Below are 13,973 nucleotides of genomic sequence, written 5' to 3'. Positions count from 1 at the left end.
TCGCGTCGCGATCGGGAAGACGTTCTCCCTACCGAGCAGGAGGCCGGATCCGAAGCCGGATCCGGGCCGCATCCCAGGCCGGACCGGAGGCATCGATGAGCACTTCCGACACACCCGCACCAGCGGAACCCGGGGGCCGCGGGGACCGGGCGAAACCCGGCGTCGAGCCGCCGCTCAAGCGCGCGCTCGGCCCCAAACTGCTGATCCTCTTCGTCATCGGCGACATCCTCGGCACCGGCATCTACGCCACCACCGGAGACGTGGCGGGCAAGATCGGCGGCGCGCTCTGGCTGCCGTTCGCGATCGGCTTCGTCGTCGCACTGCTGACGGCGGCCTCGTACGTGGAGCTGGTCGGCAAGTACCCGAAGGCGGCCGGGGCCGCGCTCTACACCCAGAAGGCGTTCAAAGTCCCCTTCCTGACCTTCGTCGTCGCCTTCATGGTCATGTGCTCGGGCCTGTCCTCGGCGAGCGCGGCGGCACGGGCGTTCAGCGGCGACTATCTGGGCGAGTTCACCGACGCGGTGCCGCCGACCCTGATCGCGATCCTGTTCATCCTCGCCCTGGCCGCGATCAACCTGCGCGGGGTCGCCGAGTCGGTCAAGGCGAACGTCGTCCTGACCCTGGTCGAGGTCAGCGGGCTCGCGGTGATCCTCGCGATCGGCGCGTACGCCGTGTTCAGCGGGGAGGGCGAACCCTCCCGGCTGACCCAGATCGAGACCGGCGGCACCGGATACGCCCTGCTCACCGGCGTCCTCGGCGCCACCGCGCTGGGCTTCTTCGCTTTCGTGGGCTTCGAGGACTCGGTCAACATGGCCGAGGAGACCAAGAACCCGGCCCGCAACTTCCCCCGCGCCATCTTCATCGGCGTGGGCATCACCGGCACCATCTACGTCCTGGTCGCCCTGATCTCCTCGCTCCTGGTCGACCCCCGGACCCTGTCGGGATCCAGCGGCCCGCTGCTGGAGGTGGTGAAGGCCGGGGGCGTCGATTTCCCGCCGAAACTCTTCGCGCTGATCGCCCTGTTCGCCGTCACCAACTCGGCGCTGATCAACATCATGATGGCCTCGCGGCTCTGCTACGGCATGGCCAACGAGCGCATCCTGCCGCCCACGATGGGCAAGGTGCTGTCCGGCCGGCGCACCCCCTGGGTCGGGATCCTCTTCGTCTCCGCCCTGGCGATCGGCCTGGTCTCCACCGGTGAGATCGAGGGACTCGGCGACACCACCTCGTTCCTGCTGCTCTGCGTCTTCGCCGTGGTCAACATCGCCGTGCTGGTGCTGCGCAGGGACCCGGTGGACCACCACCACTTCCGCACGCCCACGGCGCTTCCGGTGCTCGGCGCGCTCACCTCGCTGACCCTGGCGAGCCCGCTCGCCGACCGGGGCTCCGACGTGTACGTGCGGGCCGGAATCCTGCTGCTCATCGGGATCGGCCTCTGGGGGCTCAACAAGGTGGTGATGACCGCCCGCGAGAGGTCCGGCGCCGACGCCTCCTGACCAGGCGTCACCGCGCCTGTCGGCCAGCGCATTTCAGCCGCTCCTTTACACGCCGGAGGGCATGTACCAAAGGAAAATGCCAGAACCTCCACCAGCCGTGAGCACGTTGCGTAGCCTCTGCGTTACAGCCGTACGCCACGTCGGGAGGGGAAATCCGCGTGCCCGGAATCGACGAGTGCCTGCTCGAAGTCATGAGGCTGCCCGGTGCCCGGGGCGCCTCGGTGGTCGACTGGACGAGCGGTCTCGCCCTGGGCACCATCGGGGACTCCCCCAACGGCGACCACGAGGCGACCGCCGCCGAGACGGCGGAGGTCGCCCGGATGACCGCCGAACAGCCCGCCTTCGCCCACCTCGGCGCGGAAGGCGAACGGCTTACGGAGTCACCGAGCACCCCGGTCGAGGACGTCATCGTCACCACCCACGACGGATACCACATGCTCCGATTCGTGGAGACGGCATTCGACAGCAGTGTCTTCCTGCACCTGTGGCTGGACCGCTCGGCGGGCAATCTCGCCCTCGCCCGGATGCGGCTCGGCGAGCTGGCGGAGCGGCTGGTGCTGGCATGAGCGCGATAGCCGCCGACCCCGACGCACCGGAGACGGACCGGCTCCCGGTCCTCTCCCCGATGCTCCAGCGCCTGGCCGCCGAGCGCGCCACCGGCGCCCTGATGCGCGACCGCGGCACGCTCTACCTCGCCGACGGCCAGGTGGTGCACGCCGAGAGCCCAGCCACCCCCGGCATCGACGTCCTGCTCACCACCGGCGGGACCCTGCGGCACGAGGGCTGGTGGGACGCCGTGGCGCAGGCCGGGGCGGGCCACCGGGTCGGCCGCTATCTCGTGGACAGCGGCCATGTTCCGGGCGGCGCACTGGAGTTGTGCCATCTGGGCGCGCTGTACGACGCCGCGTTCTTCGCGCTCGCCCCGACCGGGACACCCGCCCGCTTCCGTTACGGGGTGGCGCACTGGATCGGTCCGGTGCGGCCCGTCCCGGTCGCCGCCGTGGAGCGCGAGACGCTGCGCAGACGCGAGTTCCTGGACCGGATCTGGCCCGACCCCGCCTGCGACAGCGCCCCGCTCCTGCGGACGGCGCACGGGACCGACGCCCCGGTACCGGCCCGGCAGCGCCGGCTCCTGGAGCTGGTCGACGGGGTCCGTACGGCCTCGGACATCGCGCAGGCGCTGGGCCGTTCGGCGTTCCACATCCTGGTCGACCTGCGACGTCTCGCGGCGGCCGGCCTGGTGGAGGCGGTCCGCGCCCAGCCTCTGCCGGCCGCCGAGACCCCCGGCCGGATCACGCTCCCCGAGGTGACGGCCGACCCCGATATCGCCCTGCTGCGCCGACTCCGAGACGCATTGGAGGCCCTGTGATACGCGCGCTCAGACAGCGTGCCGGGAGGAGACAGCCGATGGTGCCCGAGGCCGAAACACGTGATGTCCTCGACGAGCTCCAGCGGTTACGCGCCCGGGTCCCGCTGCTCTCCGGGGCGCTGGCCGCCTCCACCGACGGGCTCGTCCTGGCCCACGACACACCGGGCGTCGAGGCGGAGGGCGTCGCGGCCCTCACCGCGGCCGCCCTCGGCGTCTCCATCCGGATGACCGACGCCACCGGCCGGGGCGGCTTCCGGGAACTGCTGGTCCGCGGCGGCAGCGGCTACATCGCCACCTACGCCGCGGGCTCCTCCGCCGTCCTGACGCTCCTGGCCGAGGACCGCATCAACGTCGGTCGGCTCCATCTGGAGGGCCGCCGCGCGGGCGCCCGGATCGGCGAACTCGTCGACGCCGCACTGGAGCGCGTCGAGCGTCCCGCCGCCACTCCCCGTGCCGCGCCGCCGCGCCCCGCCACCGCGCCCAACCGCGCCCTGCCGCAACGCCCCACGTAACGCGCCTTCGCGCAGCGGTCGCCCGATTCCCCCCACCCGTACCGCCACAACCACCGGGACTCAGCCATCACGCAGAAGCCCGAGCACCAGCCCGCACGGAAACCGGCCCAGCGGCCGGCACAGAAACGGACCCGGTCACCGCGACCGGCCAGGGAAAGGAAACGAGCCCCCATGGCGAACACCGAAGCGACACTGAAGGAAGCGATGAGCTCGATCGAGGGCGCCACGGGTGCCGCCCTCGTCGACTACACCAGCGGTATGGCCCTGGGCACGCTGGGCGGCGGCAAGGACTTCAACCTGGAGGTCGCCGCCGCGGGCAACACCGACGTCATCCGGGCCAAGCTCCGCACCATGGAGCACCTGGGGCTCAATGAGGAGATCGAGGACATCCTCATCACCCTGAACACCCAGTACCACCTGATCCGGCTGCTCAAGACCCGTGGCGGCAACGGTCTGTTCCTCTACCTCGTGCTGGACGCGAGCCGGGCGAACCTGGCGATGGCCCGCCACCAGCTGAAGAAGATCGAGGCCGAGCTGGAGGTCTGACGCGTTCGGGGCGGCGCGAGGCCGGGGCTCTCACTCCACGAACAGACCGCGCGCCGCCGCCCGTACGTCGAACTCCTCCAACCGCGCCTGGGCGTCCGGGAGTCCGTCGCACATCGCCTCCAGCAGCACCCGGCCGAGCAGCATCGGCGCACAGACGGTGTCGAAGGAGAGCCCGGAGCCGATGGCCGCCGGGAGCAGCAGATCGCTGTGCTTGGCGACGGGCGCGAACGCGGAGTCGGCGACCGTCACGACGGTCAGCCCCTGGTCCTGGGCGTACGCGAGAACGTCCACGCTCTCCTTGGGGTGGCGCGGCAGCGCGAAGCACATCAGGGCGGTCGCCCCGGCCCGGCGGGCGGAGTCGATCCGGTCGGCCAGCATGCTGCCGCCTTCGTCGAGCACCCGGACGTCGGGGTGCACCTTGGCGGCGAAGTAGCCGAAGCCGCGCGCCTGCGAGGAGGCGGCGCGCAGCCCGAGCACCGGCAGGGGCCGGGAGCCGGCGAGCAGCCGCCCGGCCCGCTCGACGGGCGCGGGGTCGGCGAGCACGTCGGAGAGGTGCTGAAGGTTTTCGATCTCGGCGCGGACGGCCTGCTGGTACTCGTTGTACCGCTCCCCCGCCTCCTCCTGCTCCGGCTCGGCGGGTGCGACCTCGCGCAGATGCCTGCGCAGCGCCGGATAGCCGTCGAAGCCGAGGGCGACGGCGAAGCGAGTGACGGAGGGCTGGCTGACCCCGGCCAGCTCGGCCAGCTCGACGCTGGAGAGGAACGGCGCGTCAGCGGCCCGGCGGACCATGCAGTGCGCGATGCGCCGCTGGGTGGGCGTGAGCCGGTGGCCCTCGAAAAGCCGCTGCAACCGTGCGGCGGGGCTGCTCCCGCTCATGGTGTCCCCTTGCTGGATCCGTCGCGCCCGACCGGCGCCGACCATTCTATTCAGCCAGGAAGGTTGCTGTATGTCCATATGCAGGAGTGCGGGGGCTAGCCCCAAGAGATTCGGGGGCTAGCCCTACTGTCACGGGGGCCCGGACTCCGTACCGTCATCCCCATGGAAGCCCGTGACCACGAGCTCAAGAAGGAGCTCGCCGCCACCCTCCAGGCCCGCGGCGAGCTGGGTGCGGAGTACGAGTCCGTGCTCATCGAATCGTTCCTGGAGAAGGTCGAGCAGCGCCTCGACACCACGCTCGACCGCCGGGTCCGCCGTCAGCTCGCCGAGCAGCAGATGACCAACGCCCGAGGCGCACGCCCGGCGCAGCCGGAGACCTTCGGGGAGCGGCACGCGCTGGGGATCGTCTCGTTGATCCTGGCCGTCCCGCTGTCCGCGATCGGCGTCGTCAACGCCGGGATCGAGGGGCTGGTGGTGGCCTGGCTCGGCATCGTCGGCGTCAACGCGTTCCAGGCGGCGCGGGGCGGGGGGCTGTTCCGCCGCCGGGACGAACGGACGTCGTCCGACTGGAAGGACTGAGCCCGGCGCAGGGGCGGAGAGGGGCCGAGCCCGGAGGTTATGTCGCGGGGACCGCCGCACCCCCGGTTGCCCGGGGGGCGGGACGACGGCGGTCCCCGCGAGGGACGCGGTCCGGGTCAGGGCCGGTTGCCCGCGTCCGGGCGACGGTGGAGGTCCGGGAGCCGCTCCGTAGTCCGGTGTCGCCGTTCTGGGTGCCGGCGGGTCTCCCTGCCGACACCCACCAATGTGCCGGAGCCGTGTTAAGCGGGTGCTGCGCGGACGTGACGCGCTCGTACCGTTTCGCGAAACCCTGCGACAGGCCCCGGGAGGCCCCGCGCCGGACTCCCGCAAGGCCCGCGCCCGGCTTCCCGAGGACCGTCGCCCGGCCGGGCCGGGCGACGGAGATGCCCCGTCAGGCCTTCGTCGTGCCCGCGTCCTTGGCGAGGAACGCCAGCAGGTCCTGCCGGCTCACGACGCCCTTCGGCTTGCCCTCGACGAGCACGATCGCCGCGTCGGCTCCCCCGGTGCCGCTGAGCACGGCCATCAGGTCCTCGACCGGTTCGCCGGAGCCGACCTGCGGCAGCGGGGCCGACATGTGCTTCTCCAGCGGGTCGGTCAGCGAGGCACGCTGGGTGAACAGCGCGTCCAGCAGCTGCCGTTCCACGACGGAGCCGATGACCTCGGCGGCCATCACGTCCGGGTGACCGGCGCCCGGCTTCACGATCGGCATCTGGGAGACGCCGTATTCGCGCAGCACCTCGATGGCCTCGCCGACCGTCTCCTCCGGGTGCATGTGGACGAGGGAGGGCATCGGGCCCTCCTTGAAGTCCAGGACCGCGCCGACGTTGGCAGAGGTGCCGGTGTCCTCCAGGAAGCCGTAGTCGGCCATCCACTCGTCGTTGAAGATCTTGCTCAGGTAGCCGCGCCCGCTGTCGGGGAGCAGCACCACGACGACATCGTCGGGGCCGAGCCGCTTGGCGACCTCCAGAGCGCCGACGACCGCCATGCCGCAGGATCCGCCGACGAGCAGGCCCTCCTCCTTGGCGAGGCGGCGGGTCATCTGGAAGGAGTCCTTGTCGGACACCGCGACGATCTCGTCCGTGACGTTGCGGTCGTAGGCGCTCGGCCAGAAGTCCTCGCCGACGCCCTCGACCAGATACGGCCGCCCGGAGCCGCCGGAGTAGACCGAGCCCTCCGGGTCCGCGCCGATGACCTGGACCGCGCCGTCGCTGATCTCCTTGAGGTAGCGGCCGGTGCCGCTGATGGTGCCGCCGGTGCCGACGCCCGCGACGAAGTGGGTGATCTTCCCCTCCGTCTGCTCCCACAGCTCGGGACCGGTGGTCTCGTAGTGCGAGCGCGGGTTGTTCGGGTTGGAGTACTGGTCGGGCTTCCAGGCGCCCGGCGTCTCGGTGACCAGCCGGTCGGAGACGTTGTAGTACGAGTCCGGGTGCTCGGGGTCAACGGCGGTGGGGCAGACGACGACCTCGGCGCCGTACGCCCGCAGCACGTTGATCTTGTCCGTGGACACCTTGTCCGGGCAGACGAAGATGCACTTGTAGCCCTTCTGCTGCGCAACGATGGCCAGGCCGACACCGGTGTTGCCACTGGTCGGCTCGACGATCGTGCCGCCGGGCTTCAGCTCCCCGCTCTGCTCGGCCGCCTCGATCATGCGCAGCGCGATGCGGTCCTTCACGGACCCGCCGGGGTTGAAGTACTCGACCTTGGCCAGGACGGTCGCCTGGATACCTGCCGTGACGTTGCGCAGCCTCACCAGCGGGGTGTTGCCGACAAGACTGATCATCGAATCGTGGAATTGCACCGTGTACTCCGGGATCTCCGAGATGGTCCGGCCCAGAGTATGCGTACGGGACGCACTGTGCGTACGGGAAGGAGTACACGGAGCCCCGAGCGGGGCAAGTAGGTACGTGTACGGCTGTACGGCGAGGAGGAGGTGGACCGGACTGTGTCGAGAGCAAGGGTGGCACGGCGGATCGCGGCGGGCGCGGCTTACGGCGGTGGCAGCATCGGGTTGATCGGTGCGGCGGCCGTGGGCGTGTTCCTGGCGGAGGTCCAGCTCGCGAAGAGGCAGGTCGGCGGCGGGACGGCGCCGGTTCCGCCGAGCGCGGACGGGCGGTACGGAGTGGCGTTCGCCGGGCCGAACGACGCGATGCGGCTCGGGATGCTCGGGGATTCGACGGCCGCGGGCCAGGGGGTGCGGCGGGCCGGGCAGACCCCGGGCGCCCTGCTGGCCTCGGGGCTCGCGGCGGTGGCCGAGCGGCCGGTGGATCTGCGGAACGTGGCCCTGCCCGGGGCCCGGTCGGACGATCTGGAGCGGCAGGTGTCGCTGCTGCTCGCGGATCCGGCGCGGGTCCCGGACGTCTGCGTGATCATGATCGGGGCGAACGACGTCACGCACCGGATGCCCGCGACGCAGTCGGTGCGCTGTCTGACGACGGCGGTGCGCAGACTGCGGACGGCGGGGGCGGAGGTGGTCGTCGGGACCTGCCCGGACCTGGGCACGATCGAGCCCGTCTACCAGCCGCTGCGCTGGCTGGCCCGGCGGGTGAGCCGGCAGCTGGCGGCGGCACAGACGATCGGCGCGGTGGAGCAGGGCGGGCGCACTGTGTCGCTGGGCGACCTGCTGGGCCCCGAGTTCGCGGCGAACCCGCGCGAACTGTTCGGCCCGGACAACTACCACCCGTCCGCCGAGGGCTACGCCACGGCGGCCATGGCGGTGCTGCCCACGCTGTGCGCGGTGCTGGGCCTGTGGCCGGAGACCGACCGGCTGGACGGCGCACGGCGCGAGGACATCCTCCCGGTGGCCAAGGCCGCGTCCCAGGCGGCCCGGGAGGCCGGTACGGAGGTCACGGGGGCGCGCGCGCCCTGGGCCCTCCTCAAGCACCGCAGGCGGCGGCGTCTGCCCGCCTCCACGGAGCCCACCCCGCACGCCCACCCGGACGCCGCCCACGGACACGCGTAGCGGGTGGGGCCCGACGGCAGGCCATGTGCTGAGCAAGCGCTTAGAAAAGAGTCCCGCATCACACGGCCTGCCGGGTGACCCCGGCGATACGTCCGGGTAACTTCCAGAGGAGTTCCGCCTTTCCACCCCGACGTGCAGCCGTACAGCCTCACAGCCCGTACAGCCGTCCAGCCCCTTGGAGCCGCGTTATGCCCGAAGCCGTGATCGTCTCTGCCGCCCGTTCGCCGATCGGCCGCGCCTTCAAGGGGTCCCTGAAGGACCTGCGCGCGGACGACCTGACCGCCACGATCATCCAGACCGCGCTGGCCAAGGTCCCCGAGCTGGACCCGAAGGACATCGACGACCTGATGCTGGGCTGCGGTCTGCCCGGCGGCGAGCAGGGCAACAACCTGGGCCGCATCATCGCCGTGCAGATGGGGATGGACCACCTTCCCGGCTGTACGGTCACCCGCTACTGCTCCTCCTCGCTGCAGACCAGCCGGATGGCGCTGCACGCGATCAAGGCGGGCGAGGGCGACGTCTTCATCTCGGCCGGTGTCGAGATGGTGTCCCGCTTCACCAAGGGCAACTCCGACAGCCTGCCGGACACGCACAACCCGCTGTTCGCCGAGGCCGAGGCCCGCACCGCGGCCCGCGCCGAGGAGTCCGGGGCGAGCTGGCACGACCCGCGCGAGGACGGCCTCGTCCCGGACGCGTACATCTCGATGGGGCAGACGGCGGAGAACCTGGCCCGGTCCAAGGGCGTCACCCGCCAGGACATGGACGAGTTCGGCGTACGGTCGCAGAACCTCGCCGAGGAAGCCCTGAAGAACGGCTTCTGGGAGCGGGAGATCACCCCGGTCACCACCCCCGACGGCACCGTGGTCTCCAAGGACGACGGCCCGCGCGCGGGCGTCACGCTGGAGGGCGTGCAGGGCCTGAAGCCGGTGTTCCGCCCCGACGGCCTCGTCACCGCGGGCAACTGCTGCCCGCTCAACGACGGGGCGGCCGCCCTGGTGATCATGTCCGACACCAAGGCGCGCGAGCTGGGCCTGACCCCGCTGGCCCGGATCGTCTCCACCGGCGTCTCCGGCCTCTCCCCCGAGATCATGGGCTACGGCCCGGTCGAGGCCAGCAAGCAGGCGCTGAAGCGGGCCGGCCTGACCATCGACGACATCGACCTCGCCGAGATCAACGAGGCGTTCGCCGCCCAGGTCATCCCCTCCTACCGGGACCTCGGCCTGCCGCTGGACAAGGTCAACGTCAACGGCGGCGCGATCGCGGTCGGCCACCCCTTCGGCATGACCGGCGCCCGCATCACCGGCACGCTGATCAACAGCCTCCAGTTCCACGACAAGCAGTTCGGCCTGGAGACCATGTGCGTGGGCGGCGGCCAGGGCATGGCGATGGTGATCGAGCGCCTCAGCTGAACCCCACCGAGCCCCGACCGTGACCGAATCTCCCCCAGGATGTGATCTGCATCCCGGGGGAGAGTCGTTTCCGCAGGTCACGCCGGTTTGAGGCTAAACATCGGACCGAAAGACCTGTCCATTTCGTGACGTAATGCACTGACAGCACGTACCGGTACAGGCCAAGCTGATGTAGGAAGTCGGGGGTATCGATTGAGACCGGGAGTATGTCAGTGAGCGCCATGTCATTTGCCCTGTTGCTGACCACCGCCGCTGCCACGGCCGTCGGCGCCGCCGCACTGCACGCCGCTCACGGGCTGCGCAAGCAGGTCGTGGCGCTGCGCACGGAGCTGGCCGCGAGCCACGTTCCCGGCGCCTCGGTGCCACCGCAGAGCCGCAGTACGGCCACTCCCGCCGAGGAGATACGCGCGGCCGTCGCCGACGCGCTCGCCGAAGAGCGGGAGCGCGAGCTGGCCGAGGCGCGCGCCTTCTGGGCGGCCCAGGAGGCCCGTGACGCCGCCGACGCCCCGTCCCTGCTGGGCGGTCTGTCCGGCCTGGGCGACGAGGCCCCGTACTACCTGCCCCGGCAGGCCGACTTCGCCGGCCTGGAGTCGATGGACCTGGAGGCGGCCGAGGCGATGGAGGAGCTCGTCGAGCTGAGCGAGCGGACCCTCGCGGAGCACGAGGTCGGTGAGCTGACCGATCTGCCGACGGACCTCCAGACGGAGCTGTCGACGGATCTGGCGACCGGGCTTCCGGAGACCTCCGAGTTCCCCGAGGACTCCCCCGAGCTGGCCGCCGCCCGCCGCCGCCACCCCTCGCACCCGGACTTCGTCCCCGTACAGACGCCGGTGGTCACCGACCACGAGCGCACCGTGAACCGTCTCGAGGAGCTGGCCGACACCGCGACCGAGCTGACCGACGTGCGGCCCGGCCCGCTCGGCACGCTCGATGTGTACGTCTTCGCCGACGGCACCACGCTCTGCATGACCCCGGGCCACCGCGAGACCGCCGAGCGGCTCGCGGACGCGCTGCGGGCGGGCCGACAGCCGGTCCTGCTGGGCGGCTCGGGCGTCTCGGGCGCCTATGCGCTGACCTTCTCCTGCGGCGAGGACAACGTGTACATCCTCGCCGACCGCGTCATCGCCTCGTTCTGACCGCCGGGCGCGGGCCGCTCGTACGCGCACCCGCGCCGTTCACGCGAAAGCCCGCGCCGCCGCTTCCCCGACATACCGCACGGCCTCGTCCAGCTCCTGGGACGGGGCCGTTTCCAGTGCCACGGCCAGGTCCCGCCCGGCGACGGCGAGCTGGTCGCCCACGGCGAACATCCCGGCGTCCGGCAGCTCCCGCGGCTCGGCGTCCGGGTTCTCCAGCCGCTGGGCCCGTACGGCGAGCTCCCGGGCGGCGGCCAGCGCCTCGGCGGCCGCACCGCGCTGGAGGCGGCTCTGCGGGGCCGAACGCAGCCGGTCGGCGAAACGGTCCACGGCCAGGATCAGGGGCGTCGTATCGAGCACCCGGCCGACCCTACGCGCCCCTCCCGCGCCCCCGCCAACGGCCCGATCCGCGCGTGGGCCCCCGCGCCCGCCCCGCGCACGCGGAACGGCCCGCAGGCAGTGCCTGCGGGCCGTTCCGGTGCTACGGGGTACTGCGGGTGCTACGGGGTCGCTCAGTCGTCGCCGCTGAGGATCGCGACCAGGCGCAGCATCTCGATGTAGATCCACACCAGGGTCACGGTGAGGCCGAACGCGGCCAGCCACTCCTCCTCGCGGGGAGCGCCGTACGCGATGCCGTCCTCGACCTGCTTGAAGTTCAGGGCAAGGATGGCCGCGCCGATGACGATGGCCACGATGCCGAAGACGACACCGAGGGCGCCGCTGCGGAAACCGAGGCCGTCACCGCCGCCGAAGACGGCGAACAGGAGGTTGACCATCATCAGCAGCATGAAGCCGATGGCGGCCGCCATCACGAAGCCGTAGAAGCGGCGCGTGACCCGGATCAGCCCGGTGCGGTAGGCGATCAGCACACCGGCGAAGACCGCCATGGTGCCGAGCACCGCCTGCATCGCGGCGCCAGGGGCGACGTACATGCTGACGATGTTGCTGACGATGCCGAGGAAGACACCCTCGAACGCCGCGTAGGTCAGGATCAGCGCGGGCGAGGGCCGGCGCTTGAACGAGTTGACCAGCGACAGCACGAAGCCGATGAGCGCGGCGCCGATGGCCACGCCGTAGGCGCTGCCCAGGTTCGCCTGGTCGACCGGCATGACCCACCACGCGGCGGCGGCCGCCAGGATCACGGTGCCGAGCGTCATCGCCGTGCGCGTCACCACGCCGTCGATGGTCATCGCGTCCGTACGGGCGGGCGCCTGCGGGGCGCCGTGCATGTCCGTCTGCGCGTAGGGGTTGGTGGCGTACGGGTTGGCGGCGGTGCCCTGTGCGTACGGGTTGCCCGTCGCGGGGGCCCCGGCCTGCGGCGCCGCGTTGAAGCCCGCGTGGCCGTTGTCGCGGCTGAACCCCCGTCGCGAGAAGACCGGGTTGCTGCTCCTCATCTCACTCCTCCATGGCCACACTGCGTGGCCTTGCCACAAGAGTAATGGGTAGGCAAAGGAATCACCCTAGTGCCCGGGGAGGATCTTTCCGGCATCCGCGCCGGAGCGCCCGCCGGGGGCCGGACCGGGTCCCGGGACGGTTCGGCGGTCGCGGTTCCGGGGCGGTGCACCCGTCACGGTAAGGGCTGTGGGAGTCACGCAGAGTGCGGCGCGTGGTGCCCGGAGCCGGACTCGAACCGGCACGCCCCCGAGGGGCAGCGAGGTTTAAGCTCGCCGTGTCTACGTTCCACCATCCGGGCGTGCCGCGCGGCTCCGCGTCTGGCTACCGACCCTATCCGGGGCCGTCCCTCGATCAGCGGAACAGTGGCGCGATGTTGTCTTATTTTATTGACCGCTTGAGGGGTCGTCAGCACATCGGGCCGGGCGGACCACACGCCCGCGGCCGTTCCCGGGCGCTGTGCGCGCCGCATCGGAATGACGGAAAGTCGCCGCACTCGTACGGCCCAACGCGCCAGGTCCGCGCCATGCCCCGCCAGGGCGTCCGCCACCCTCGGCCGCCGTCTCGATCAGGACCCGCGGCCGGCACCGCTCCGGGACGGCCCGCCCGCCGCGGCGACCGCTCTCCACCCGCACCCCGGTCCGCTCACACTGGGTGACCATCCGGCGGTGGCACTACTCCGCTCAGGGTCGATGTCATACCCGAGGAGGACGGATCCACGCCCGTGATGCGACTCAAGAGGGCCACGGGAACGGGCATCGGGAGTGACGACCGGACGCGATCGGGCCGTAAGGATGGAGTAAGTCCCCGAGGCATGGCGTCAGCGCCCCGCCTCACCACGGCCCCGGCCCATCCGCACCCCTGAACCAGGAGCGTCCCAGTGACCACCACCCCCACCGTTCACCGCGCCACCGCGGTGGCTGCCCGCGCCACGGAGCTGTCGAAGGTCTACGGCGAGGGCGAGACGCAGGTCGTCGCCCTGGACCGGGTGACCGTGGACTTCCCGCAGGGCGAGTTCACCGCGATCATGGGCCCGTCGGGCTCCGGCAAGTCGACGCTGATGCACTGCGTCGCCGGGCTCGACAGCTTCAGCAGCGGCTCGGTGCGGATCGGCGAGACCGAGCTGTCCACGCTGAAGGACAAGCAGCTCACCCAGTTGCGCCGGGACAAGATCGGGTTCATCTTCCAGGCGTTCAACCTGCTTCCGACGCTCACCGCGCTGGAGAACATCACGCTGCCGATGGACATCGCGGGCCGTAAGCCGGACGCCGCGTGGCTCCAGAAGGTGATCGACATGGTCGGTCTCTCGGAGCGGCTGAAGCACCGCCCGACCGAGCTCTCCGGCGGTCAGCAGCAGCGCGTCGCCGTGGCCCGCGCCCTGGCCGCGCAGCCCGAGATCATCTTCGGTGACGAGCCGACCGGAAACCTGGACTCCCGCTCCGGCGCCGAGGTACTGGGCTTCCTGCGCAACTCGGTGCGCGAGCTGGGCCAGACCGTGGTGATGGTGACGCACGACCCGGTGGCCGCCTCCTACGCGGACCGGGTCATCTTCCTCGCGGACGGCGCGGTCGTCGACCAGATGATGCACCCGACCGCCGACGGCGTCCTCGACCGGATGAAGGCGTTCGACGCGAAGGGCCGCACCAGCTGACGCCCGCGGCCGGTCATCGCGACCGGCCGCCGCACGGCTGACGCGTACGGC

At 71.5% G+C, this 13,973-nt stretch carries 14 protein-coding genes and 1 tRNA gene; 10 read left to right on the top strand and 5 right to left on the bottom strand.

Going from position 1 to position 13,973, the window contains the following annotated elements:
• The first annotated feature begins 95 nt into the window (after nucleotides 1–95).
• From D3105_RS01540 to D3105_RS01520, 5 genes are all read left to right on the top strand, one after another.
• Entirely contained in the window at nucleotides 96–1,496 is a 1,401-nt protein-coding gene (locus D3105_RS01540) for an APC family permease (RefSeq protein ID WP_118899206.1), read from the top strand.
• Between the two features lie 158 nt (nucleotides 1,497–1,654).
• Nucleotides 1,655–2,062: a hypothetical protein gene (locus D3105_RS01535; protein ID WP_118899205.1), complete on the top strand. Its 408-nt coding sequence runs from the start codon at nucleotides 1,655–1,657 to the stop codon at nucleotides 2,060–2,062.
• Complete coding sequence (locus tag D3105_RS01530) at nucleotides 2,059–2,865, top strand: helix-turn-helix domain-containing protein (protein WP_030710325.1); 807 nt, start codon at nucleotides 2,059–2,061, stop codon at nucleotides 2,863–2,865. Before D3105_RS01535 ends, D3105_RS01530 begins: the two co-directional genes overlap by 4 nt.
• A 38-nt stretch (nucleotides 2,866–2,903) precedes the next feature.
• Complete coding sequence (locus D3105_RS01525; protein WP_030710327.1) at nucleotides 2,904–3,377, top strand: roadblock/LC7 domain-containing protein; 474 nt, start codon at nucleotides 2,904–2,906, stop codon at nucleotides 3,375–3,377.
• Nucleotides 3,378–3,548: 171 nt separating this feature from the next.
• Nucleotides 3,549–3,923: a hypothetical protein gene (locus tag D3105_RS01520; protein WP_118899204.1), complete on the top strand. Its 375-nt coding sequence runs from the start codon at nucleotides 3,549–3,551 to the stop codon at nucleotides 3,921–3,923.
• A gap of 30 nt (nucleotides 3,924–3,953) precedes the next feature.
• Here D3105_RS01520 and D3105_RS01515 read toward each other — a convergent pair whose 3' ends face one another.
• Entirely contained in the window at nucleotides 3,954–4,799 is an 846-nt protein-coding gene (locus D3105_RS01515) for a MurR/RpiR family transcriptional regulator (RefSeq protein ID WP_118899203.1), read from the bottom strand.
• A gap of 162 nt (nucleotides 4,800–4,961) precedes the next feature.
• Here D3105_RS01515 and D3105_RS01510 point away from each other — a divergent pair, with 162 nt between their 5' ends.
• On the top strand, nucleotides 4,962–5,378 hold the full coding sequence (locus D3105_RS01510) for a hypothetical protein (RefSeq protein ID WP_118899202.1): 417 nt from the start codon (nucleotides 4,962–4,964) through the stop codon (nucleotides 5,376–5,378).
• Between the two features lie 391 nt (nucleotides 5,379–5,769).
• Here D3105_RS01510 and D3105_RS01505 read toward each other — a convergent pair whose 3' ends face one another.
• Complete coding sequence (locus D3105_RS01505) at nucleotides 5,770–7,176, bottom strand: cystathionine beta-synthase (protein ID WP_118899201.1); 1,407 nt, start codon at nucleotides 7,174–7,176, stop codon at nucleotides 5,770–5,772.
• Nucleotides 7,177–7,335: 159 nt separating this feature from the next.
• Here D3105_RS01505 and D3105_RS01500 point away from each other — a divergent pair, with 159 nt between their 5' ends.
• The 3 genes from D3105_RS01500 (at nucleotide 7,336) to D3105_RS01490 (ending at nucleotide 10,882) form a co-directional block, all read left to right on the top strand.
• Entirely contained in the window at nucleotides 7,336–8,337 is a 1,002-nt protein-coding gene (locus D3105_RS01500) for an SGNH/GDSL hydrolase family protein (protein ID WP_118899200.1), read from the top strand.
• A 188-nt stretch (nucleotides 8,338–8,525) separates the two neighbouring features.
• Nucleotides 8,526–9,746, top strand: a complete 1,221-nt coding sequence (locus D3105_RS01495) for an acetyl-CoA C-acetyltransferase (RefSeq protein ID WP_118899199.1) — start codon at nucleotides 8,526–8,528, stop codon at nucleotides 9,744–9,746.
• A gap of 236 nt (nucleotides 9,747–9,982) precedes the next feature.
• Nucleotides 9,983–10,882 carry a hypothetical protein gene (locus tag D3105_RS01490; protein WP_118899198.1) on the top strand — a complete coding sequence of 300 codons (900 nt, stop codon included), beginning with the start codon at nucleotides 9,983–9,985 and terminating at the stop codon, nucleotides 10,880–10,882.
• A 39-nt stretch (nucleotides 10,883–10,921) separates the two neighbouring features.
• On the opposite strand, the gene D3105_RS01485 is transcribed toward D3105_RS01490, so the two are convergent.
• The 3 genes from D3105_RS01485 to D3105_RS01475 form a co-directional block, all read right to left on the bottom strand.
• Nucleotides 10,922–11,239 (bottom strand): hypothetical protein, encoded by a 318-nt coding sequence (locus tag D3105_RS01485; RefSeq protein WP_118899197.1) that lies wholly within the window; start codon nucleotides 11,237–11,239, stop codon nucleotides 10,922–10,924.
• Between the two features lie 152 nt (nucleotides 11,240–11,391).
• A complete protein-coding gene (locus tag D3105_RS01480; protein WP_032783653.1) occupies nucleotides 11,392–12,273 on the bottom strand; it encodes a Bax inhibitor-1/YccA family protein in 882 nt (293 codons plus the stop codon).
• Between the two features lie 213 nt (nucleotides 12,274–12,486).
• Nucleotides 12,487–12,572 (bottom strand) — tRNA-Leu (locus tag D3105_RS01475).
• A gap of 579 nt (nucleotides 12,573–13,151) precedes the next feature.
• Between D3105_RS01475 and D3105_RS01470 the strand changes: the two genes are divergently transcribed.
• Nucleotides 13,152–13,922 (top strand): ABC transporter ATP-binding protein, encoded by a 771-nt coding sequence (locus tag D3105_RS01470; protein WP_006125104.1) that lies wholly within the window; start codon nucleotides 13,152–13,154, stop codon nucleotides 13,920–13,922.
• The last annotated feature ends 51 nt before the right edge of the window (nucleotides 13,923–13,973 follow it).

The organism is Streptomyces globisporus (assembly GCF_003501885.1).
Lineage (GTDB): Bacteria > Actinomycetota > Actinomycetes > Streptomycetales > Streptomycetaceae > Streptomyces > Streptomyces globisporus_D.
This window is presented reverse-complemented; position numbering and strand designations above follow the sequence as displayed.